21 protein-coding genes are annotated in these 22,080 nt (G+C 53.2%); 12 read left to right on the top strand and 9 right to left on the bottom strand.

What is annotated here, in order from left to right:
* The first annotated feature begins 47 nt into the window (after positions 1–47).
* Positions 48–800: a LytR/AlgR family response regulator transcription factor gene (locus ACAW87_RS22415; protein ID WP_370725889.1), complete on the top strand. Its 753-nt coding sequence runs from the start codon at positions 48–50 to the stop codon at positions 798–800.
* Here ACAW87_RS22415 and ACAW87_RS22410 read toward each other — a convergent pair.
* The 3 genes from ACAW87_RS22410 to ACAW87_RS22400 form a co-directional block, all read right to left on the bottom strand.
* A complete protein-coding gene (locus ACAW87_RS22410; RefSeq protein ID WP_370725888.1) occupies positions 797–1,624 on the bottom strand; it encodes a universal stress protein in 828 nt (275 codons plus the stop codon). The two genes, ACAW87_RS22415 and ACAW87_RS22410, sit on opposite strands and share 4 nt — an antisense overlap.
* A gap of 283 nt (positions 1,625–1,907) precedes the next feature.
* A complete protein-coding gene (locus ACAW87_RS22405) occupies positions 1,908–2,336 on the bottom strand; it encodes a response regulator (RefSeq protein WP_370725887.1) in 429 nt (142 codons plus the stop codon).
* Between the two features lie 161 nt (positions 2,337–2,497).
* A complete protein-coding gene (locus ACAW87_RS22400) occupies positions 2,498–3,619 on the bottom strand; it encodes a L,D-transpeptidase family protein (RefSeq protein WP_370725886.1) in 1,122 nt (373 codons plus the stop codon).
* 185 nt (positions 3,620–3,804) lie between these two features.
* Between ACAW87_RS22400 and ACAW87_RS22395 the strand changes: the two genes are divergently transcribed.
* Positions 3,805–4,680 carry a universal stress protein gene (locus ACAW87_RS22395; RefSeq protein ID WP_370725885.1) on the top strand — a complete coding sequence of 292 codons (876 nt, stop codon included), beginning with the start codon at positions 3,805–3,807 and terminating at the stop codon, positions 4,678–4,680.
* 60 nt (positions 4,681–4,740) lie between these two features.
* Here ACAW87_RS22395 and ACAW87_RS22390 read toward each other — a convergent pair whose 3' ends face one another.
* Positions 4,741–5,067: a nucleotide pyrophosphohydrolase gene (locus ACAW87_RS22390; protein ID WP_370725884.1), complete on the bottom strand. Its 327-nt coding sequence runs from the start codon at positions 5,065–5,067 to the stop codon at positions 4,741–4,743.
* Between the two features lie 122 nt (positions 5,068–5,189).
* A complete protein-coding gene (locus ACAW87_RS22385; protein WP_370725883.1) occupies positions 5,190–6,425 on the bottom strand; it encodes a M16 family metallopeptidase in 1,236 nt (411 codons plus the stop codon).
* Between the two features lie 52 nt (positions 6,426–6,477).
* On the opposite strand from ACAW87_RS22385, the gene ACAW87_RS22380 reads away from it, so the two are divergent.
* Positions 6,478–7,485, top strand: coding sequence for a glycosyltransferase family 9 protein (locus ACAW87_RS22380; RefSeq protein ID WP_370725882.1), 1,008 nt, complete (start codon positions 6,478–6,480; stop codon positions 7,483–7,485).
* A 2-nt stretch (positions 7,486–7,487) separates the two neighbouring features.
* On the opposite strand, the gene bioD is transcribed toward ACAW87_RS22380, so the two are convergent.
* The 4 genes from bioD to ACAW87_RS22360 form a co-directional block, all read right to left on the bottom strand.
* Positions 7,488–8,099: a dethiobiotin synthase gene (bioD, locus tag ACAW87_RS22375; RefSeq protein ID WP_370725881.1), complete on the bottom strand. Its 612-nt coding sequence runs from the start codon at positions 8,097–8,099 to the stop codon at positions 7,488–7,490.
* A 12-nt stretch (positions 8,100–8,111) separates the two neighbouring features.
* Positions 8,112–9,290: an aminotransferase class I/II-fold pyridoxal phosphate-dependent enzyme gene (locus tag ACAW87_RS22370; protein ID WP_370725880.1), complete on the bottom strand. Its 1,179-nt coding sequence runs from the start codon at positions 9,288–9,290 to the stop codon at positions 8,112–8,114.
* A 15-nt stretch (positions 9,291–9,305) separates the two neighbouring features.
* Entirely contained in the window at positions 9,306–10,808 is a 1,503-nt protein-coding gene (treF, locus tag ACAW87_RS22365; protein WP_370725879.1) for an alpha,alpha-trehalase TreF, read from the bottom strand.
* Positions 10,809–11,039: 231 nt separating this feature from the next.
* Positions 11,040–11,489: a DUF2147 domain-containing protein gene (locus ACAW87_RS22360; RefSeq protein WP_370725878.1), complete on the bottom strand. Its 450-nt coding sequence runs from the start codon at positions 11,487–11,489 to the stop codon at positions 11,040–11,042.
* A gap of 112 nt (positions 11,490–11,601) precedes the next feature.
* Between ACAW87_RS22360 and ACAW87_RS22355 the strand changes: the two genes are divergently transcribed.
* The 9 genes from ACAW87_RS22355 to ACAW87_RS22315 all read left to right on the top strand — a co-directional run bounded on the left by ACAW87_RS22355 (position 11,602) and on the right by ACAW87_RS22315 (position 22,075).
* Entirely contained in the window at positions 11,602–12,039 is a 438-nt protein-coding gene (locus ACAW87_RS22355) for an SRPBCC family protein (protein WP_370725877.1), read from the top strand.
* Positions 12,040–12,128: 89 nt separating this feature from the next.
* Positions 12,129–12,545 (top strand): RDD family protein, encoded by a 417-nt coding sequence (locus ACAW87_RS22350; protein ID WP_370725876.1) that lies wholly within the window; start codon positions 12,129–12,131, stop codon positions 12,543–12,545.
* A gap of 170 nt (positions 12,546–12,715) precedes the next feature.
* Positions 12,716–13,627 carry an ABC transporter ATP-binding protein gene (locus ACAW87_RS22345; protein WP_370725875.1) on the top strand — a complete coding sequence of 304 codons (912 nt, stop codon included), beginning with the start codon at positions 12,716–12,718 and terminating at the stop codon, positions 13,625–13,627.
* Positions 13,624–14,952 carry an ABC transporter permease gene (locus ACAW87_RS22340; protein ID WP_370725874.1) on the top strand — a complete coding sequence of 443 codons (1,329 nt, stop codon included), beginning with the start codon at positions 13,624–13,626 and terminating at the stop codon, positions 14,950–14,952. The genes ACAW87_RS22345 and ACAW87_RS22340 overlap by 4 nt, the downstream gene beginning before the upstream one ends.
* Before the next feature lie 181 nt (positions 14,953–15,133).
* Entirely contained in the window at positions 15,134–15,361 is a 228-nt protein-coding gene (locus ACAW87_RS22335) for a 4a-hydroxytetrahydrobiopterin dehydratase (protein ID WP_370725873.1), read from the top strand.
* Positions 15,362–15,395: 34 nt separating this feature from the next.
* Complete coding sequence (gene rsmI / locus ACAW87_RS22330) at positions 15,396–16,145, top strand: 16S rRNA (cytidine(1402)-2'-O)-methyltransferase (RefSeq protein ID WP_370725872.1); 750 nt, start codon at positions 15,396–15,398, stop codon at positions 16,143–16,145.
* A 217-nt stretch (positions 16,146–16,362) separates the two neighbouring features.
* The gene (locus ACAW87_RS22325; protein WP_370725871.1) at positions 16,363–17,481 is read left to right on the top strand and encodes a lipoprotein N-acyltransferase Lnb domain-containing protein; all 1,119 of its coding nucleotides are present in this window, start codon (positions 16,363–16,365) and stop codon (positions 17,479–17,481) included.
* Between the two features lie 265 nt (positions 17,482–17,746).
* Positions 17,747–18,559, top strand: coding sequence for an inositol monophosphatase family protein (locus ACAW87_RS22320; protein ID WP_370725870.1), 813 nt, complete (start codon positions 17,747–17,749; stop codon positions 18,557–18,559).
* 477 nt (positions 18,560–19,036) lie between these two features.
* Positions 19,037–22,075 (top strand): SusC/RagA family TonB-linked outer membrane protein, encoded by a 3,039-nt coding sequence (locus ACAW87_RS22315; RefSeq protein WP_370725869.1) that lies wholly within the window; start codon positions 19,037–19,039, stop codon positions 22,073–22,075.
* Positions 22,076–22,080 lie beyond the last annotated feature (5 nt).

Here is a 22,080-nt window from a genome sequence, read left to right as displayed (position 1 = left end):
TAGTAATTCTGCTGACTACCGAAGCTGGAGCTTCGGCCTTACAGAATATGCAAAAAGTTATCATCATCGACGACGAAGCCGCCGGACGGACGCTCATCAGGCAATACCTGGAGGCATACCCATCGCTGATCATCGTGGGCGAAGCCAACAACGGGGTCGATGCCGTGAAGCTCATCAATGAATTTCGGCCCGATCTGGTCTTTCTGGATGTGCAGATGCCAGGCCTCACCGGGTTCGATGTACTGGGCCACCTCGACGAAATTCCGCGCATCATTTTCTCCACCGCCTACGACCGATATGCCCTTCAAGCCTTTGAGGTTCACGCCGTTGATTACTTGTTAAAACCTTACACCCGTGAACGATTTGCCCAGGCCATACAGCGCGTACTAGCCAGCGAAAGTGCGGCTATTCAGAAAATGCAGCCGCTGGCCGAGAGCATCATAAACCCGGCAACCCCGCCGGGGCGGGGCGAGCTGTACCCGGAAAAAATTCTGGTACAAACCGGCAACCGGCTCGTTACCGTGGCAGTGTTAGACATTCAGTGGATCGACGCCGAGGGGGATTATGCTAAATTGATCACCGCTAAAGCCAGCCACCTGAGCAACTACGGCATTGGCGCGCTTGAGACCCGGCTCAACCCGAAGCAATTCATCCGGGTACACCGCTCGGCGATGATCAATATTCATTTCGTCCGCGAAATTCAGAAGCATATCACCAGTTACGACGTCATCATGCAGAACAGCGACGTAGTGCGCGTCAGCCGGTCGTATATGGACCGCATTCGTGAATTGACGTTCTAAGCGCGCATGATGAGCACAGGTACGTTGGCGTGATTGAGTACGTCTTCGGCTACACTGCCTGTAAACAGATGATACAAGCCGGTGTGACCGTGGGTGTACACTACTACCAGATCGGCCTGCACGTTGTCGGCGTGGTTGGCTATGCCTTCGGGTACGTTGGCATCTGCACGGATGGTCAATTCGGCGTTAGTAATGCCCTGTTGCGCGGCAAAATCGGCAAACCATTCGCGAACACCATCCGGGTCACGGTTGTCGGTGGGCGTCATCACGTACAAAAACTGGTTGGGTAGCTGCCCATTTGCCTGAAACGGGTAGACATGCGGTGCTTTCAACCGCTCATCGACATCGATGGCGCAGATGACTTTTTCGGGCTCGAAATTCGCGACGGGGTGTTTGATGATCAGCACCGGGCAATGCGCGTGACGCACAATGATTTCGGCGTTAGACCCAATCAACCACTCGGTAAGGCCCGACGAGCCTTTAGAGGCCATCACAATTAGATCGGCCGGGCGTTCGGTCACCGCCTCAACCAACCCTTCTCCGTTGGTGAGCAACATGGGCCGAATAGTTACGCCGGCATAGGCCGGGTTGTTGGCAAACCGATCTAGGATTTCACGGGCATCGCGTTCCATGTCGTTGAAAATAGCTACCGTACTCTGCGTGGTGTTTGGTAACTCATCGTCGAAAGCTACCATCGGCATGGGATGAATGGCCGAATGAAGCAGGATGATTTCACTCTGATAGGTACGTGCCAGACCCACGGCTACCGACAACGCATTGTCGGTCATAGGGCTAAGGTCGGTAGGAACAAGGATGGTTTTCACGGATAGCGTTGCGTTTTGATGACGCTGTAAATAAACCGAAAGGCCCTTTCCTTCAGCATGACCCCGGCCGGTTGAAAGCTTGATTGAAATCACCACACGAGCTGAGTTGACACAGGACTTACCTACGGCCCCATGCGTAGCTTTATAACATATTAAGTGTATGTGTTTGAGTTAGTTGTCATTCACGACGTCGATATGTAGAAATTAGGAAGAACAGGGTGATTGGAAACCCGTGACGTACTATTCGTTGCGGGTTTTTTTATGAATTAATCCTTTGTTCACCTTAAGACCAGCCCTGATTATTGGGATGAATGCAGTGCGACCAGTAGCCTATAATCCAGCGTAGCTGCTCTTTAGCTTCGCTGTAGCCACCCTCTTTCTTGAAAAAACCCTGAATGGTGGCTTCGTAAGCGCCTTTCACCAGTTGCTGAGAGGCGTCGGTGGTTAAGAAAATGAACGGAATCGCCTTTTTTCGCAGTGCGTCGTCCTCATCAATACGCAGGCGTAACTCAAGGCCACTCATCACAGGCATGTTCATGTCGCACAGGATGATGAAAGGCTGCTCATCGGTGACGGTTAAGTAATCCAGGGCTTGTTGCCCGTTGGCAAAATAACGGATGTTATTCTGAACGTCGAGTTCTTTCAAAAGTCGATGAAGCAAAAACTGATCGTCTTCGTCGTCTTCAATCAAAATAATGGGTCTTCTATTCATTCCCTGGTGCAAATTGGGACTACAAATACCCAATCCGACACGTCCAGGAATGGAGGGGCAGAGCAACGCACGAGCAGCCTGATAACATGATGCCTGATAAGCCAGACTGACTAAGGTAACGAAGTCAACCAAGGTATCAAGGTGGTACTGCTAAAAGCTATTTATAGGGACAGCCGCCACCAACCGTATACATCGCGATAAACCCGAATGGCGCCTTCTTCGTCGATGTCGAGGACATTATACAACAGAATGACCGGCACCGAGTGGGGTAGCGATACCGTTTTGGGCGTGGCATTTATGGGGCAGCTTGTCAGGTACGACGGGCTGAAACGAACTTTATCCAGCAACAGATTGGCTAATTCAGTCGGCTTTTCTACCCGGATACAGCCGTGGCTCAGGGCCCGGTTTTCCTGCTTGAAAAGGTGGCGGGCGTTGGTGTCGTGCAGGTAAATGTCGTAGGGATTGGTGAGGGTAAACTTCATCAGGCCCAGCGCATTATCGCAACCCGTTGACTGGCGCAGGCGGTAGGGGAACGCGTTGACGGGTAGCGCCCAGTTTGCTGTTGCCGGGTCGACAACCAGCCCTTTTTTGTCGATCACCTGTAGTTTCATGGCGTCGAGCACGGCCACCGGATTCTTTCTGATCTTAGGCAGTAACTCCTTGGTGGCAATGGACTTGGGTACGTTCCAGTACGGGTAAAGCACCAGATTGGTGATTGAACTGGTGAAACTCGGCGTTGGTGTGCGGGGGCTCCCCACAATGACCCGGCTACTGAGCAGCGTGGTTCCCTGCCGATCAACCAGCCGAAGGGTAGCCGCAGGAAGGTTGATGATTACGCTTTTTTGAGCCGGAAACCGATTCAGCCAGCGATAAGTGTTCAACGTTTCCTGCACCTGCTCAACGGTGAGTGAATCGGCCATGTAATCATCGGCCAGGCATTGCATGCAGTAGTCTTTGAGTTGCCGGTAACGCCGGTCGTGCGATTCGAGTGAATCCAGGAGCGGGCACCAATCGGCGCCGGTCATGAATTGCTGCGTGAGTCGGTTGATGCGTATAGAGTCTATTTGCTCAGGTACGTTCTGAAAGCCCATTCGGCGGGGTGTTCGGCCGTACACGATCTCGCTAAAATGCCGGACAAGCGCGGCCTGGTCTGGTTGCGCAGCCAGACTATCGACCCCGATAAGGGCGGCGTAGTTTCGGAGCCGGGCCTGATCGTCGGGCGATTGAGCCAGGGTGGCAAAAGCGGTCAGGTACGTTAGCGCGAGGAGCCAGAAACGGGGCATAGCGATTGGGGAGAGAATAAGTTAACAGAGCAAAGGTGCCTCTGTCTGCGCGTGGAGAAGGTGATCTGATACAGTCCGTTGCCTGAACTCTATCAAGGCCAAAGCTGATGGTTGTCATACACTGTTCGTCGTTGACAGGCAACTTTTGGACTATCATTTACCCACATTCTCAACCGACCTCTACCATGTACAAAATTCTCCTATTGACCGACTTTTCGGCCGCTTCGCGCCATGCGGTTGCCTTCACGCAAACCCTTTTCGCCGACACGGCCACTGATTTTTGCTTTGTCAATACGTTTCAACTGTTGCCCGAACAGGGGTATGGTGCCGGCATTTTACTGGCCGAAGAACGCGAAATAGCCGAGGAGACGCTGGCGAAGTTCAAGCTCCTGATGACCAAACCGCCCGTTCCGGCCCACCATACCTACCGGACAATGGCCATATTGGGCGAACCCGAATCGGCCGTGAAGGAATTACTCACGCAGGAGCCGTTCGATCTGGTAGTGGTTGGTGCAACGGGTTCTGGCTTCAGCGAATTTTTTGGCAGTGTGGCCACGGGGCTAATCCGGTCGGCAGAAACGAATGTGCTGGTCGTACCCACCTCAGCAACCATTCGTCCGCTGGCGAAGCTGGTACTGGCCACCGATTACAAGTCGGTGAACGATACGGCCTCGTTCAACCTGCTGAACGATCTGGCCGCACGGAAATCAGCCGAGCTTACGGTACTGACCATTCAGAATCCCCAAAAAGCTGACAATGAAGCCTTTGAAACAAGTGTAACCTACGTAATGCAGGCGCTCGACACGGTCAAAACAGATAGGTACACCATTCACGACGAAGATGTGCTGAGCGGCATTGATACCTATCTGGATACGCATACGGTTGATATGCTGGTGCTGTTACCGCATCACAAAAGTTTCTTCGATGTGTTGCGCGGTACGAGCATCAGCCGAACCATTGCCTACGACCCACGTGTGCCGTTACTGGCCCTGTACGATGCAACAGCAGAGCCGACCCCATCAACGGCCTCACAAACGATCGACGTTATTCCCTTTATTTAGAGTTGGGTAAATGGTTGCACTGAGCGGTGCCCGGTGCAACCATATCAAATGCCCGCGATGTTACCGCAGCTTCTCGTTATCGAGGTGACGGGTGGCGTCGCGGGTATTTTTTTTGTCCAGGTTTTTGGCGAAGGCTTCGGTTAGGTCAACACCGGTTTGGTTGGCCAGGCAAATCAGTACCCACAACACATCGGCCATTTCGTCGCCGAGGTCCCGGTTTTTGTCCGATTCTTTTTCCGATTGTTCTCCGTACCGGCGGGCTATAATCCGGGCTAATTCGCCCACCTCTTCGGTGAGCATAGCCATGTTGGTGAGCTCGCCGAAATAGCGAACCCCCACCGTTTTAATCCAGTCATCGACGGTATCCTGAGCGTTGCGAAGGGTCATAAAAGCAGTTTGTGGTTTGTCGTTTGATGTTTGTGGTTGCGCTGCTTGGGTACGTTGCTAAACTAATGTAACATGCCTCAGCAGCGCAACCACAAACATCAAACGACAAACCACAAACTCGTTCATTTTTCCGGTGTAAAAAACAGGGTGCTGAAGTGTTGTTCGTTGAGCATTTCTGCGGCTACGTCCTGAAGCTGACGGGCGGTGATGGCCTGAATATCAGTAAAAATATCGGTCAGGGGTTCTACGCGGTCAATATCGAGCAGGCTCTTGGCCATCATCAGCATAAAGCTGTTGTTGCCTTCTTCGGCCATAGCCAGTTGCCCCATCAATTGCTCTTTGGTATTGTGCAACTGAGTGGTTGTCAACACGTTTTCGCGCAGGTTTTTAAACTCCCGGTACGTAAGCGCCAAACTGCGGTCGATCTGTTTGGGGTCGGTACCGAAGTAAATGCCGAGGTAACCGGTGTCGAGGTAAGGCGTGTACCCGGCATCGATCGAATACACGAGGCCATAGCGTTCGCGCAGGTTCATGTTTAGCCGGGAATTCATGCCGGGGCCACCCAACAGGTTTACCAGCATAAAGAAAGGCAACCGTTTGGGGTCGTTGAGGCTGTAGGCGGGGCGGCCAATGGCTACCTGTGCCTGTGTAATGGGCCGGGGCATACGCTCGTGCATGGGCGCGTAGTGAACCGGTGCCTGACGCTTCCGTTCGGCGTGTTGCTCGGGTACGTCGCGCAGGTACTTCTCGGCCATTTTAACCACCTTGCTGAACGGCATGCCACTCACCGACGCAAACACGATGCGGCTGGTGTCGAGGTTCTGCTGAATAAACGTTTCCAGCGATTCTTTGGTAAACGAGCGCACCGTGTCGGACGTACCCAGAATGTTGAAGCCGAGCGAATGGTTGGGAAACACCAATTGATCGAAGTCGTCCTGAATAGCATCTTCCGGCGAATCGTAATACATTGACATTTCTTCGAGAATCACGCCGCGTTCGCGTTCGATCTGTTTCTCGGGAAACGTGGAATGAAAGGCTATGTCGGCCAGGAGTTCAATGGCTTTTTCGGCATGAACGCCCAGTACAGAAGCGTGAAAACAAACCTTTTCTTTCGTGGTATATGCGTTGAGTTCACCGCCAACGTTTTCTAGACGGTTGATGATGTGATGGGCCTGTCGGCGGGTAGTGCCTTTAAAGGCCATGTGTTCCCAGAAGTGAGCGAGGCCCTGCTGGTGAGGCAGTTCATCGCGGCTCCCGATGTCGAGCATCAGGCCAACGTGGGCAATCTGAGTATGGGGAACCTGCTTATGGGCAATGCGAATGCCGTTGGGCAGGGTATGCAGGTGATAGTCTTCCAAAAGCAAATTCAGCGAAAATAACACAACTTTGTGCCGTTAATTAACCCCATCCATGCCAGCCCGGTTCCTCATCATTCAGACTGCTTTCATCGGTGACGCCATCCTGGCGACGGCCCTTTTGGAAGACCTCCACAGGGCTTGGCCCGAGGCCCGGATCGACCTGTTGGTTCGGCGAGGCAACGAAGCACTTTTTGCAGACCATCCCTTTATCAATCAGCTACTTATCTGGGAAAAGAAGAGCCGGAAGTACCAAAGTTTATGGCAGCTACTGGGCCAGATTCGGGCCACCAACTATAAGGCGGTTTTGAATCTTCAACGCTTTGGCGCTACGGGTTTGTTGACGGCTTTCTCGGGGGCTGCCGTCACGATTGGCTTCGATAAAAATCCGTTTTCAAACTGGTTCACGCATCGTATTCCGCACCAGATTGGACCCGATCTTACTGGAACAAACCACGAAGTAGAGCGAAACAATAGTCTTTTAGCCCCGTTGGGCGTGCCTTTTTACGGAAAACCACGGCCTAAATTATATCCCTCAGAAGCCGATTTTGCCTATGTAGCCCGTTGGCAAACCGAGTCTTACGTTTGTATTGCCCCCACCTCGGTCTGGTTTACCAAGCAGTTTCCGGCAAGCGGGTGGGTCAAGATGATTCAGAAACTACACCCCAGTTTGCGGGTGTATCTGCTGGGGGCGCCCGGTGATGCTGATGTCTGCGAGCAGATCAAAACCGAGGTGGGCTACGACCGGATAGTGAATCTGGCCGGTCAGTTATCACTGCTGCAATCGGCCGCGCTCATGCAGGGCGCCCACATGAACTACGTCAACGATTCGGCCCCCATGCACCTGTGTTCGGCCATGAACGCCCCAACGACGGCGGTTTTTTGCTCGACCGTACCGGCCTTCGGCTTTGGCCCCCTCGCCGATAACGCACGGGTTGTGGAGGTAAACGACCTGCTGGAATGCCGGCCCTGTAACCTGCATGGCCGCTCGGCCTGCCCATTGGGTCATTTCCGATGCGCCTACAATATTCAGCTCACCGACTTTATAACCCCTCTTTCCTGAATTCAGGCGTTTAGTTGCACTTGGCCTGCGTAGCGCGTCACCACGTCGGCCGTGAGGCTGGGTTCATCCTGAATGCGCACCAGACACGGCAGTCCCGTGTAGCTCAGCAAGACCGATTCGGTAGCAGCCACGTGGGGACCGTTAATAATCAGGCCCAGTATCGGAATATTCCGGTGGCGCAAAGCCTCTACTGATAACAGCGTGTGGTTAATGCTGCCGAGGTAATTCCGGGTCACGAGCACCACCGGGTAACCCAGTGCTTCCACAAAATCAATGTTCAGGTACGTGTCTGTCAACGGCACCATAAGTCCACCGGCTAGTTCTACTACCAGCGAATTGGTTGTTTGGGGCGCAACAAGCCGGGCGGGATCGATGGAAATTCCGTCGGCGGCGGCGGCAGCATGTGGCGAAAGCGGCTCGCGCAGCAGGTACGTTTCGGGGTGAAACGCAGACCGTGGGTTGCTAATCAGATGACGAACCGTGTGGGTGTCAGAGTCGGGCGGGTAACCCGATTGTACAGGTTTCCAGTAATCGGCCTTCAGGGCTTCGACCAGCACCGCCGAGGCCACGGTTTTACCTACTTCAGTGCCAATACCGGCAACAACTAAGCGCATAGAGATAAGAAGTTAATGAAAGTGTTGGACATTGGATATCGGGGTTGCTTTGCTGATCGCTTCGGCCAGCACACCCACCAGGCCATCTATTTCGGTTTCGGTATTGTATGTGTGCAAACAGATACGGATGCGCTCCTGACCAGCAGCCACGGTAGGGCTTACAATCGGCCGAACATCGAAACCCGCTGATTGGGCAGTCGCTGCTACCCGACGTACGGCTTCGTTGCCCGGCACTACCAACCCCTGAATGGGTGATTGACTGGCCAGCCAACCGGCATCGGGAGCCAGTTGACGGCTTTTTTGGTGGAAATAGGCAACCCGCTCGTGCAATATCGCTGCCCGTTCCGGCTGAGCAGCTACCTGAGCGTGAGCCAGTTGAATGGCCAGTAAATCGTAGGGCGGCAAAGCCGTGGTGTAGATAAACGAACGGGCCGTATTGATCAGGTACGTTCGCAGTAAAGCCGGTCCTAACACAGCGGCTCCGTGAACACCCAGTGCTTTTCCGAACGTATGTACCCGCGCCAGTACCTGATTTTGCAACCCGTGTGCCACTACCAGCCCGGCTCCATTCGGCCCATACACGCCCGACGCATGGGCCTCATCGACCAGCAGGGCTGCATTGAAAGCCGTGCAAAGTGCGGCAATCCGGGGAAGGGAAGCCACGTCGCCATCCATCGAATACAGCGATTCGACCACCACAAAGATGCGTCCTCCCTGCGCCGTTGCCTGACGAAGTTTACTTTCCAGATCCGTCAGGTCATTATGTGCGAACCGTAGCCGATTGGCTTTCGAAAGCCGGGCCCCGTCGATGAGGCTGGCGTGAATCAGTTCGTCGGTGAGCAGCGTATCGCCAGCCTGGGGCAGGCATGACAGCAATCCCAGATTGGCCATGTATCCCGCGTTGAACAGCAACGCCGATTCGGCCTGGTAGTGTTGCGCCAGCGTGTCCTCGACCAAATCGGCCAGGTACGTATGGCCCGCCAGCAGCCGCGAGCCCGTGGCACCGTTGCGCGTCAGATCAGCGGCCGCCGTGGTCAGTTGCTCGTGCAGCCGGGTAGAGCGGCCCATGCCCAGGTAATCGTTCGACGTGAAATCGATAGCCGATTCGGCAACGGTTAGCGACCGAAACAAGCCGCGTTGTTTTCGATCGCTACTATCGGTCGTAAGTCGGTCTGTGAGCCAGTGTAGCATGCATGGTGTATGTTATCATTGATCCTCCATCATGGCAATATACACGCCATTGGTCCAGCCAAAACCGTCCTGATTGGGGTATTCGCCCCCACCAGCAGTCAGTGACGATTCGACCACGTTGTATTTTTCCATCATCTTGCCGGTGGCCTTAAACACTTTATCGTTCAGGGCCAGCCAGCGTTTGCTTCCCTCTCGGGCCGTTTCCGCAAAATTATAGTTGAGCAGGCCTTTATACACAATCCATTGCAAGGGTGCCCATCCGTTGGGCCAGTCCCACTGTTGATCGGTTTGGTGGAGTGTAGTCACCCAGCCTCCCGATTGCAGGAAATCGGTTTTTAGGTGTTCATGAGCACGTTCAGCCTGTTCGGCTGTGGCTATGCCGTGAAACAGCGGGAAGGCCCCTGCCAGTGTCATGAATGAAGTTTGGGCGAACGAGCGCATGTCGTAATCAAAGAAAAAGCCCTTTTCCTGGTTCCAGAACACATCCAGAATAGTCTCTTTACGCTTTTCGGCCAACTGATCATACTGGCTGCTTTTCGCCTCGTTACCAGCCTGTTCATACGCGCGGGCCAGCGTTTCCTCCAGCGAATAAAGCAGGCAATTCAGGTCTACCGGTACAATATCGGTAGCACAGATCGTAGCCATTGTGTGCCCGTCAGTAAGCCACCGGCTGGTAAAATCCCAGCCCGATTCGCAGGCCGCCCGAATATGTCGGTACATGACCTGAGGGTCTATGCCATGTTCCTGGGCGTAGGGAGTCATTTCGAGTTCCTGCCGGTACGATTCGGGTCTGGGAGTAGTCAGGTCATCCCAGTATCGATTCAGAATTCGACCGTCGGGCAGGCGGGCTACCCGATTATGAACGGGATTTTCTTTGGTGACCAAACCCGTTCCGTTCATCCAGAAGTCGTGTTCTTTCTGCAACTGTGGCAGGTACGTTACCAGCACGTCGGCTCCCTCTACGTCGGCAAGCAGGTTGACCATGAGGGCAAAGAACGGGGGTTGCGACCGGCTCAGAAAGTAGGTGCGGTTACCGTTTGGAATAAACCCGACCGTATCGATGAGGTAAGCAAAATTATCGACCATGGTACGGGTCAGTGGTTTTACGTTATCCTCGGCCAGGCCCAGCATGGTGAAGTAGCTATCCCAGTAAAAAATTTCCCTAAAACGACCTCCCGGCACCACATACGGGTGCGGCAGGGCTACCCGCGAACTGTTGGCTACGGGTTTGTCGGCCGAGCGGGTCAGGTGTTCCCAAAGCTGATTAATATGTTCGAGCGTATCCATCGATCGGTCGCTCACGAACCCGGAACCCACGGCCCGTGGCCGGTTGAAATGCGCGTCGACGAAGGCACCGAGGTTAAAACCGGGTTGGGTACGTTCGGCCCGATAGGCGGCCAGGATGGCTTTCGGTTCTTGTTTAGGTGTGCAATCGACAAACGTTTTCGAGTCGGCGAAATGGCCGCTTAACTGCACATCCCGGAACAATTCGCCGAATAGTAAATCAGGAGAAGTCATAGAAAGAATCATTGAGTATCATCTTCTTAACTGAAAAGAAGATAGGGTTACTATAAAGTGCGCTGAGAATTACAGACTTTTTGCATTTTCTGCCTGGTTATTGCCCATTGAATTACTGCCAGACTGGAGGAGAAAGCAAAAATCCCCACTCGGCTGAGCAGGGATTTTGGGCGGTCTGAGGTTTCTCTGGATGGACTTAAGTTCGATTCCCGTCGGAACCACCGCCTGGGATTAATTAACCCGGGTCCAGGTTTGGGTTTTGCCGATAAGGGAGATACCCATGTAGCCGCGCACGTCGAGCGTGTTCGGGTTTTTCAACGTCATTTTGCAACTATACGTTTTGCCGTCTTCGGGGTTGTAAATCTTGCCATCGTCCCACACATTATCGCCGTCGTAGGTGAAACCGGTCATAATGTTGAGGTTCATCATGGGGCGGCTTTTCAGTTTATCGTCCGGGTTTCTGAAATCGAGTTTGGGTTTTCCGGTGGCCGGGTCGTTGGGTTCGATTAGCCAGATTAGTTTGCCGAAGTATTTGTTACCCTGCTTATAAATCTGGACACGACCTTTCTTGGTGCCATTCAGCCACGTACCCACCACGGCATCGGGGTTATCGGATGAGCGGAAGGCGGTGGCCAGAAAAGTAACGAGTACTAACGGAAGGATGAAGCGTGAAATGCGCATACGTTGTGTTAAATAAGGTTAGAATGTAATTAAACGAAGTAGGCAAAGATAAGTGATTCGCCAATCTTTCACCCTTAGAACCATCCTGTGGCATTTCGTTTAACTTACACACATGAAATTAACGATCCGCACCCTTGTAAACGCCCCGCTGCCCACCGTTTGGGCGGGTTTCGACCGAGCCCTCTTCAATCGGTTGAGTCCCCCGTTTCCACCCGTAAACGTGTTACGGTTCGACGGCTGTATGACCGGTGATGTGGTTTCGCTCGAACTGAACTTCATTTTCTTCAAACAGGTGTGGAACAGCGATATTATTGATCAGCAAACGACCGACGATGAAATTTACTTCATCGATCAGGGTACCAAACTTCCTTTCTTCCTGAAAGCTTGGCACCACAAACACCGGCTCATCAGGCAGGGAGCGGGCACGGTAATCGCCGATGAAATCACCTTTCAAACACCCAACCGCCTGCTCGACTATGTCATGTATCCGTTGATGTGGGCACAGTTCGCGTACAGAAAACCGATTTACAAGCGCGTTTTTAGCCGGTAGAAAAAGAAATGAGCCGAAATCTATTTTGCCTGTTCCTGTTTTTCTAAATTGACCGCTCATCCTTAAACACATACCTACTCTTAACCGCCATGGAACCAACACCTTATTCGTCGTTTAGCCCTTCTACATTTGTAAAAGCAACGCCCGGCCAACGCTTTGTCGCCCTCCTGATCGACGTCATCGTTGTAGCTATCCCAGTTGCATTGCTCGTTGCCATATCGCCTGGCCTGCGTGTGCTGGCGCAATTACTGGCTATAGTATATATGGCTACACGAGACACATTGCCTTATTTCAACGGCCAGAGTTTCGGTAAAAAAGCCATGAACATCAAGGTTGTCAGTGGAGTTACCGGAACGGGAATTATGGGCGATTATGGAGCCGGCGTGATTCGTTATATCAGCCAGATCATACCGCTTTTCAACATCGTGGATGCGCTGATGGTGTTCAGCAGTGATGGAAAACGATTTGGCGATAAATGGGCTAAAACAACGGTTGTTAAAGCCTAATTTCTGTTTTCGAGCAAAAACAGCCCTCTTCTTCACAGATGGGGGCTGTTTTTTTGCCTTTCCTGTATGAATTCAACCGCTCTCTACCAATGACGTCGCCGGGGTATAAGGGCTTCGGCTATCTTTGACTATCTGCCATCAGTAAGGCTATTTATTATTGGAACACGCAAATGGCTATTCTGGAAACCCGCCACATTACCAAACAATACGCCCAACACCGGGCGCTCGACGACGTCAGCCTGAGTATTCCGAAGGGAAGTATATTCGGTTTACTGGGCCCAAACGGAGCCGGCAAAACATCGCTCATCCGTATCATTAACCAGATTACCGGTCCCGATGGGGGTGATGTACTTTTTGAAGGGAAACCGCTTGGCCCCGAACATATCCGGCGTATTGGCTACCTGCCCGAAGAGCGGGGCCTGTACAAGAAGATGAAGGTGGGCGAACAACTGCTGTATCTGGCTCAGCTCAAAGGGCTTACCGAAAAGCAGGCGATGGACAAGCTCAAGATCTGGTTCGAGAAATTCGAGATCAAGACCTGGTGGAGCAAAAACGTGGAAGACCTCTCGAAAGGCATGCAGCAAAAGGTTCAGTTTGTAGCCACGGTGCTGCATCAGCCCGACCTGCTCATTCTCGACGAACCTTTTTCCGGCTTCGACCCAATCAACGCCAACCTCATCCGCGACGAGATTCTGGAACTGCGCCAGAAAGGAACGACGATCATTTTTTCGACGCACCGCATGGAAACTGTGGAAGAACTTTGCGACCATATAGCCTTGATTCACCGCTCGAAAAAAATCCTCGACGGACCCAAACTCACCATCAAGGAGCAGTTTAAGACCCATACCTACCGGGTTGAATACCAGGGCGATCTGAGTCAGCTACCTACTGCGTTCACCGTTACCGATGCCGGTAAAAGTGAGGATGGTTTCAACCGCGCCGACATTAAAATTCCGGCCGACGCCGCCGTAAACGACCTGATTCGCCTGCTGATCGACCGGGTTTCGGTTCGGCTGTTTGGTGAGAATATTCCGAGTATGAACGACATCTTTATCAAAGCCATCGGTACCGCTGCCTTATGAACACTATACTTATTATCATCAAACGGGAGTATCTGGTAAGGGTCCGGAAAAAGTCGTTTATCGTTATGACCCTTCTGGCACCACTACTGTTGGCTGCCTTTTACGGGGCCATTATCTGGGCTACCATTGGGTCGGTATCGTTGAAGAAAATAGCCGTTATCGACCAGAACGGTCAGTTTGTAAATAAGCTGAAAGGCGACGATGAAACGGCGTTTGTGTATGTGAACGACTCGCCGGAAAAGGCTAAAAAACAGTTGGTCGCCAAGAGTTACGATGCATTGGCCATCATTCCGAAAGACGTTATTGAGCAGCCCAGAACGGTGCAGATTTACTCGAATAAGAGTGTGAGCCTCAACCTGCAAAGCAACATTGAATCAGCAATTGCCAAGGAGATTGAAACGATCAAGCTGAGCCGGTCGGGTATTACGCAACAGGTGATTAAAGACGCCAAAACGAGGGTGTCGGCCAAAACAATTAACCTGAGTGATGAAGGCGAAAAAAGCACCAACTCCATCATTACTACGGTTATTGGTGGCATCTGCGGTTTCCTGATCTACATGTCGGTGTTCATCTACGGAGCGCAGGTAATGCGGGGAGTATTAGAAGAGAAAACCAATCGGATTATCGAAGTTATTATTTCGTCGGTAAAGCCCTTTCAGTTGATGATGGGCAAAATTGTAGGGGTTGGTTTGGTAGGCCTCACGCAGTTTACGCTCTGGATTTTGCTTACGATCGGCGTTGTGTCGGCCGGTTCGGCCATTTTCGGGGCGAAGTACGCCAAAACAGCCGCCAATGCCCGATCTACGCAGATGAGCGCTGTACCGGGGCAAAGCGACGTGCAGAAGAAGATGGAAGACTCGAAAAATCCGGTGGCCGAAATGACAGCCGCTCTTAAAACCCTGAACGTCCCTCTGATTGCGGGTTGTTTTCTGTTCTTCTTCCTGGGTGGTTACCTGCTCTACAGTTCCCTCTTCGGGGCCATTGGCGCTGCCGTTGACAGTGAAACGGAGACGCAGCAATTTATGCTGCCCATCACCATTCCCATCATCGCCTCCATTGCCCTATCGCAGTTGATCATCCGCGACCCCGACGGACCGCTCGCCTTCTGGATGTCGATGGTACCGCTGACGTCGCCCATTATTATGATGATCCGTATTCCGTTCGGCGTACCGGTCTGGCAAATTGCGCTGAGCATGAGCCTGTTGATAGCCGGTTTTATTGGCACCACCTGGCTGGCCGCCCGCATTTACCGCGTGGGTATTCTGATGTACGGCAAAAAGCCAACCTACCGCGAGTTATCGAAGTGGATTTTTTATAAAGCATAATCCCCAGATGGTAGATGTGTAGGGGTAGCCCATCGTGGCTACCCGCTTTCGGGCGCGGTAGCGACCGCCTATAGAGCGAATACGTTATATCAACTGAAATATTTTTTCACTACAGGCGGTCGCTATCGCGCCCGAAAGCGGGCGGCCACGATGGGCCGCCCCTACACATCAACGTTACTTTATGTGGCAGGAAACAGACAATAAGCTTGTTCGGCACTTTACCTTTGCTGACTTCACAGAGGCGTTTGCCTTTATGACCCGCGTGGCGCTGATCGCCGAAAAAATGGATCATCATCCGTTCTGGACCAACGTCTACAACAAGGTAACCATCGAACTCACGACCCACGACGCGGGTGATATCGTGACCGAAAAAGACCGCACGCTGGCGGCAGCGATTGATAAAATTTAAGTCGTCAGTGCTAAGTGCTATCGACTTACTGCCCATGAAACTTTACCTCGTTCCTACGCCCATTGGCAACCTTGATGATATTACGCTGCGGGCGGTTAAGGTGCTGCAAAGCGTTGATGGCATTCTAGCCGAAGATACCCGCACGTCGGGTTTTTTGCTGAAACACCTCAGCATCAGTAAGCCGCTGCACAGCTACCATATCTTCAACGAGCACGGGACCATTCAGAAGATTATTGCCCAATTGAAAAGCGGAAAAACGCTGGCGCTGGTGTCTGATGCCGGTACACCCGCCGTGTCGGACCCCGGTTTTATGCTGGTACGCGCCTGTATTGAGGCCGATATTCCGGTGGAGTGTTTGCCGGGGGCCACAGCCTTTGTGCCAGCACTGGTCAATTCGGGCCTGCCAACAGACCGCTTCACGTTTGAAGGCTTCCTGCCCCACAAAAAAGGCAAACAAACCCGGATACAAGCCCTGGCCGATGAAACCCGGACCATGATTTTCTACGAATCACCGCACCGGCTGCTAAAAACGCTGGAGCAACTGGCCGAGGTGTTTGGCGCCGACCGCCCCGCGAGTGTATCGCGCGAGTTGACCAAGCTGTTTGAAGAAACGGTGCGGGGTACGTTGACCGAGATTCAGGCGTATTTTGCGGCGAAACCCATCAAAGGCGAAATCGTGTTGTGCGTGGGTGGTAAAGCAGAGGCAACTGAACAGAAACGCAACAAAAAAGGCGATGACTATTACAAACAACGGGCAACCGACGAGGACGAAGATGATGAGTAGCTGGTCAGGATTTGCCATCCTGACCCTACTACCCGCGCGTTTGCAACGCGCATTTGTGGCTTTACTAGAAATAAATGCGCGTTGCAAACGCGCGGGTAGTAGGGTCAGGATGGCAAATCCTGACCAGCTACTGAGGTATGTTCTGACAGTCCTGTTCTTTCTTCATTCTTCACTGTTCATCGACGCATCAGCCCAGCAGCTTTCGCCGTCGGCACGCGTGAGCTTGATTACATACGGACCCGGCAACGATGATATTTCGTCGGTATTCGGGCATACCGAGATTCGCATCACCGACCCTGCAACGGGTATTGATGTCAACTATAGCTACGGCGGATTCGATTACCGGGCCGATTATTTCGAGCTTAAGTTTCTGCGGGGTACGTTGCCTTATCATATCTCATCGCACAACCTGTTTCAGGTCGCCTATTATTACCAGCAGAACAACCGGAGTATTCGCGAGCAGGTGCTGAATATGTCGGCCCCACAGCGGCAACGATTATATACGGCACTGGAAACAAACCTGTTGCCACAAAACCGGGAATACAGCTACAAATTCTACTACGACAACTGCTCGACCCGCCCCCGCGACATGATCACGGCAGCGATGGGCGACAGCCTGCTCTGGTCGCCGCAGGTGAAGCAACCCACCAAATCGTACCGCGGCTGGATGAACGATTATCTGGGGGCAAAACCCTGGGAACGGTTGGGTATGAACCTGGCTATTGGTCGCCCGGCCGATAAGGTCACGTCGGGTTGGGAGGCGATGTATCTGCCCAACAACGTGTTCGATCAATTGACTAAAGCGCAGGTACGTTTGCCCAACGGGCAGTTAGTACCGCTGGTTGCCCAAACGCAAACGATCTTTGAGGGGCAACCCTTTTTCAAAAATACGCTGCCTATTGTGGCTTATCCCGATTTCGTGTTTCTGGTACTGCTGATCATCGTCGCTTTGCTGACATGGATACACTGGAATCGGGGTGAGCGGGCAGGTTTCTGGCTGGATAGAGTGCTGTTCGGCTTTGCGGGGGCATGGGGCTGGTTTTTGTTCCTGCTCTGGTTTGCCACCGATCACGGCGTAACGACCTGGAACCCCACGTTGCTTTGGCTGATGCCACTGCACCTGCCAGGCGTTTTCTGGGCTACCTCGCCCAAACGACACCCATTCGAGCGCGGCACATATTTCCGTATTACAGCCCTGCTGTTAATCGTTTCGCTGTTCATACTGAACGCCCCCGGTTTTGCCGACACCCTCTTCGTAGGTACGTTGCTGGTGCGGGCGCTCTTCCGCTCATGGGTAAAAACCGAACGCCCTGTAACCGAGTTAGTACGCGGATGATGGTACGCGGATTTGGCGGATTAAACGGATTTTTAATAGAACACGGATTTAAAAGGATTAAACAGATTCACCGCAGCGGCGGACCGTGCAGGTTTTTGGATTTAAGCGGATGCGCAGCCAATCTGTTTTAATCTAAAAATCTGCACGGTCCGCCGCTGCGGTCAATCATTTTAAATCCCTTTAATCCGCGTACCATTCTAATCTGCGTACCAAAAGCATCTGTGTAAATCCCTTTAAATCCGCGCGATCCGCGTACCATTACATCATGACTTTTTCAGATAACTTTCGCGCTGATCTCAACGCTATTGCGCGCGACGCAGGTACGTTCCTGCTGGCCGAACGCCAGAAATTCAGCCTCGACGCTATTGAATACAAAGGGCTGAATGACCTGGTATCGTATGTCGATAAAGAGTGCGAGAAAATGCTGGTGCCGAAGCTCCGCGCGCTGTTGCCCGAAGCCGGTTTCATCACCGAAGAAGGCACCACCGATCAGGCCGACAAATCAGGGCTGAACTGGATCATCGACCCCCTTGACGGAACGACAAACTTCATTCACGGACTACCCATTTTCGCCGTCAGCATTGGCCTCGCGCAGGGTAACAGCCCCATTGCGGGAGTAGTGTACGACCCAAACCGTGACGAGTGTTTCTCGGCCGCTGAAGGGCAAGGGGCGTGGCTCAGCGTAGGCGGTGGCGACGAGCAACCCATGCGTGTGTCGGGTGCACAGAAGCTGGCCGATGGCCTGATTGCGACAGGTTTTCCCTATTACCGATTCGAGCAGATGCAGCCGTACCTGCACATTCTGGAGCAACTCATGCAACGTACCCACGGCCTGCGCCGCATGGGTTCGGCCGCCATTGACCTCGCCTACGTAGCGGCGGGTCGATTCGAAGCATTTTTCGAATACAACCTGAAATCGTGGGATATGGCAGCGGGCATCTGCCTTGTGCGCGAAGCAGGCGGCATCGTCACTGATTTCGAGGGCGGTGATTCAACCCTCTTCGGCGGCGACGTAGTAGCCGGTTGTGCCGTTCAGCCCGAACTGCTGGGCGTTATCGGCGAGTATTGGGGAAAATGACTCAGAAAATAGATCTGACCAGTACTCGAATAGGCTGAACTAGCAGCGCTTTTGTCATCCCTCCTGCCGACTACGCGTCCCGGTCGGGATGACAAAAGCGCTACTAGTTCACGAAAACCAAACAATGTTAGCTCAGTTGGCGGACCATATCGGCGGGTGTTAGCACGGGCAACTGGCTTTGGTCTGTCATGCGAAAGCCGTTAGTATTACTCGTCACGAAGTACTGAATCGCTTTGTTGCCCAGCGCAAATCTTCTGTCTTCTGTCCTCAGTCCTCTGCTGCGCTCCTACTGAGCAAGCAACGTAATGTAGCAGCGCAACAGAGGACTGAATGCCTCTGGCAATACCCATCCGTTGGCAGAATTCTCTCTGAGACGAAATACCCCCCTTTTATTGGATAAAACACCCCCTAACGGTCAACAGCCGTCCATATAGTTTTGCATTATTCAAATGATTGATTTAATCGAAACCAGACTATATGGCCGACTTACTACTCAAACACAGACGCCCTCGACCTTCTAAATGGCTACTGACTCTAGTTGGTGCAGTGCTGTTACATGCAGGGCCAATCGGGGCTTTCGCGCAGCAGAAAGGAGCAGATTCGACAACGGTGGTAGCCCCTACGTTCAGGCCGTTGATCATTGATGAGAATGAAGAGCCACTAGTGGGCGTAACCGTTACCAACCGCACCAACGGGCTATCGATGGTAACCGACGGCTTGAGCGCACTAGACATGAGCAGCGCCAAAAAAGGCGATGTGCTCGACGTGTTGGTTGCCGGGTCGGTGGTGACCACCTATACCGTGGGCACCAACATGGCTCCCGTCATTGTGCTCAGCACTAAGAACCCCGCCGTTGCCCGCCTGAAACCGGTACGCATGCTGTTCAACACCAGCACTCGCGCCGACCTCACGTCGGCATCGACACAGGCGGTGTATAACAACGACTTGCAAAAAATGCCGGTTACCTCGGTGCTTAGCGCTTTATCGGGCCGATTGGCGGGTTTATTCACAAACCAGACACTTGGGCAACCCGGCAGTGATGGCACCGCCGTGTCGCTCCGCAACCAGAATCCGCTGGTGATTATTGACGGCATTCCGCGTCAGCTTACCGTTTTCGATCTGGAAGAGATCGAATCGATCACGGTGCTTAAAGACGCCATTTCTACAGCCATGCTGGGCGTTCGAGCGTCGAACGGGGCGTTGGTGATTACGACGCGCAAAGGGTCGCCGGCCCGGCAGCGCATTTCGTTTACGGCACAAACGGCCATTCAGGAACCACTCCGCTTTCCAACACCACTCAATGCCGGTCAATATGCCCGGCTGTATAACGAAGCGTTGCAAAACGACGGACAGGCTCCCGTATATACCGATGCGGCCATTCAGGCCTACGACACCGGCTCTGACCCTTTTCGGTACCCCAACGTAAACTGGCGCGAGCAGGTGACCAAGCCTTCGTCGCGATTCGACCGCTACACGTTCAGCGCTAGTGGCGGCAACAATTTCTCGAAATACTTTGTCTCGCTCGACCACATCAACCAAACGGGGCTGTTGCGCGAGAGCGACGCCAACGCCTACAACACCAACAATAATTTCAAGGCGTTTACCGTCCGCTCCAACGTTGACTTGCAGCTAAACAGCAAGCTGACAGGCGGCATTTACCTGCTGGGCCGCATTCTGAACGGCAACGACGCCGGTTTCGGAACGGGCTCTATTCTGAACAACGTACTACTGACGCCCAACAACGCCTATCCGGTGTTCAACCCCAACGGTTCATACGGCGGCAGCCAGCAATACCAGACCAACATCTGGGCGCAGACCATTGGATCGGGCTACCAGCAGAATTTCAAGCGCGATATGCTCGCCGATTTCTACCTGAAACGTACGCTGGATGAACTGACGCCGGGTCTCTGGGTACGTGCCATGGGTTCGTATTACGCCACCCTGTCGGAAAACATCTTCCGGGCCAAGACCTTCGCCGTTTTCCAGCGCAACATCTCGCCCACGGGCACCGAAACCTATCAGCAGTTTGGGCTCAATGGTGATCAGGGCAACGCAAATGGCATCGAATATCAGGGCCGGTCCGATTATTTAGAGTTCACCCTGGGATACGACCGCACCTTCGGGGCGCACGGGTTCAACGCGCTGTTGCTGGCCAACCGGCAAAACTCGGTGACGGGCTCAGACCTGCCCTACACCATCACCGGCACCTCGGGCCGAGCGTCGTATAACTACAATCAGAAATACGTGGCCGAAGTCTCCTTCGGGCTGAACGGCTCGAACCGTTACCCCGACGGAGGACGTACCCAATACGGCTTCTTCCCGGCGGTGGGTCTGGCCTGGAATATCAATCAGGAAGATTTCCTGAAATCATACAACTGGCTCTCGTACCTGAAACTGTTTGGCTCATACGGCAAAACCGGCTTCGATAACCCCGGCTACTTCAGCTACATACAGCGCTATTTCGACAGCCCAAGCGCGGTGTTCGGAACGGGTGCGGGGGGCAACACCTCCATAACCGAACAGCCCATTGCCAACAGCAACATCACCTGGGAAAAGGCCAACAAGCTGAATCTCGGACTTCAGGGCGCGGTTTTCAACAACCACCTGGGCTTCACGGTCGAATACTACAACATGAAGTATTACGACCTGCTGATGCAGCGCGGCCGTAACTCAACGCTACTGGGCAACACCTTCCCGGACGAGAACATCGGGCAAAACCGGTTCTCGGGCGTCGACCTGCAACTGAGTTTCCAGCAGGAGACAAAGGGTTTTGGCTACTACGCCACCGTCAATGCGGGTTTCCAGTCGTCGGAAGTGCTGTTTATGGATGAAGTGTTTCGGCCCTACGACTGGATGCGCCGCACCGGTCAGCGCGTTGGGCAGGCATTTGGCTACCTCGCCGATGGCCTGTTCCAGACCGCCGAAGAGATTAGAAACAGCGCCACCGTGGTTGGCTACACGCCACAACCCGGCGACATCAAGTACAAAGATCTGAACGCCGATGGTGTCATCGACCAGTTCGATCAGGCGGTTATTGGCAACACCAAACCTTCGATTCCGTTTGGTGCCAGCCTCGGTTTCCGCTGGAGGGGATTCGACCTCTCGGCGCTGGTGCAGGGTGTTGCTAACCGCCAGATTTACCTACAGGGACCCTCGATGTGGGCTTTCCAGAACAACGGTTTCGGGCAGGCGTATGAGCAGCATCTCGACCGCTGGACACCCACCAACACCGAGGGAACGTACCCACGCGTCTGGATTGGCAACAACGTGAACAATCAGGCCACCTCATCGTACTGGATGCGGTCGGGCGATTACATCCGGTTGAAAAACGTGGAGGTAGGCTACACCATTCCGGTGCAGATTCTGAGCCGCATTCGGGTGCAATCGATCCGGGTGTTTGCCAACGGCACCAACCTGCTGACGGCGAATAAAGACCGGACCATCGACCCGGAAAGCTACCTGAGCACCTACCCGGTACAGCGCTTACTCAACGTCGGTCTCAACCTGAAACTCTAGGGCAA

This window comes from Fibrella aquatica (assembly GCF_041321135.1).
Lineage (GTDB): Bacteria > Bacteroidota > Bacteroidia > Cytophagales > Spirosomataceae > Fibrella > Fibrella aquatica.
This window is presented reverse-complemented; position numbering and strand designations above follow the sequence as displayed.

Excerpts from the sequence above, each read along its gene's own strand:
- ACAW87_RS22390 (WP_370725884.1), bottom strand. The coding sequence starts at position 5,067 with ATGACCCTTCGCAACGCTCAGGATACCGTCGATGACTGGATTAAAACG.
- ACAW87_RS22415 (WP_370725889.1), top strand. The coding sequence starts at position 48 with ATGCAAAAAGTTATCATCATCGACGACGAAGCCGCCGGACGGACGCTC.
- ACAW87_RS22400 (WP_370725886.1), bottom strand. The coding sequence starts at position 3,619 with ATGCCCCGTTTCTGGCTCCTCGCGCTAACGTACCTGACCGCTTTTGCC.
- ACAW87_RS22360 (WP_370725878.1), bottom strand. The coding sequence starts at position 11,489 with ATGCGCATTTCACGCTTCATCCTTCCGTTAGTACTCGTTACTTTTCTG.
- ACAW87_RS22315 (WP_370725869.1), top strand. The coding sequence starts at position 19,037 with ATGGCCGACTTACTACTCAAACACAGACGCCCTCGACCTTCTAAATGG.
- ACAW87_RS22320 (WP_370725870.1), top strand. The coding sequence starts at position 17,747 with ATGACTTTTTCAGATAACTTTCGCGCTGATCTCAACGCTATTGCGCGC.
- ACAW87_RS22405 (WP_370725887.1), bottom strand. The coding sequence starts at position 2,336 with ATGAATAGAAGACCCATTATTTTGATTGAAGACGACGAAGACGATCAG.
- ACAW87_RS22370 (WP_370725880.1), bottom strand. The coding sequence starts at position 9,290 with ATGCTACACTGGCTCACAGACCGACTTACGACCGATAGTAGCGATCGA.
- ACAW87_RS22395 (WP_370725885.1), top strand. The coding sequence starts at position 3,805 with ATGTACAAAATTCTCCTATTGACCGACTTTTCGGCCGCTTCGCGCCAT.
- ACAW87_RS22355 (WP_370725877.1), top strand. The coding sequence starts at position 11,602 with ATGAAATTAACGATCCGCACCCTTGTAAACGCCCCGCTGCCCACCGTT.
- ACAW87_RS22340 (WP_370725874.1), top strand. The coding sequence starts at position 13,624 with ATGAACACTATACTTATTATCATCAAACGGGAGTATCTGGTAAGGGTC.
- ACAW87_RS22350 (WP_370725876.1), top strand. The coding sequence starts at position 12,129 with ATGGAACCAACACCTTATTCGTCGTTTAGCCCTTCTACATTTGTAAAA.
- ACAW87_RS22335 (WP_370725873.1), top strand. The coding sequence starts at position 15,134 with ATGTGGCAGGAAACAGACAATAAGCTTGTTCGGCACTTTACCTTTGCT.
- ACAW87_RS22380 (WP_370725882.1), top strand. The coding sequence starts at position 6,478 with ATGCCAGCCCGGTTCCTCATCATTCAGACTGCTTTCATCGGTGACGCC.
- bioD (WP_370725881.1), bottom strand. The coding sequence starts at position 8,099 with ATGCGCTTAGTTGTTGCCGGTATTGGCACTGAAGTAGGTAAAACCGTG.
- treF (WP_370725879.1), bottom strand. The coding sequence starts at position 10,808 with ATGACTTCTCCTGATTTACTATTCGGCGAATTGTTCCGGGATGTGCAG.
- rsmI (WP_370725872.1), top strand. The coding sequence starts at position 15,396 with ATGAAACTTTACCTCGTTCCTACGCCCATTGGCAACCTTGATGATATT.
- ACAW87_RS22345 (WP_370725875.1), top strand. The coding sequence starts at position 12,716 with ATGGCTATTCTGGAAACCCGCCACATTACCAAACAATACGCCCAACAC.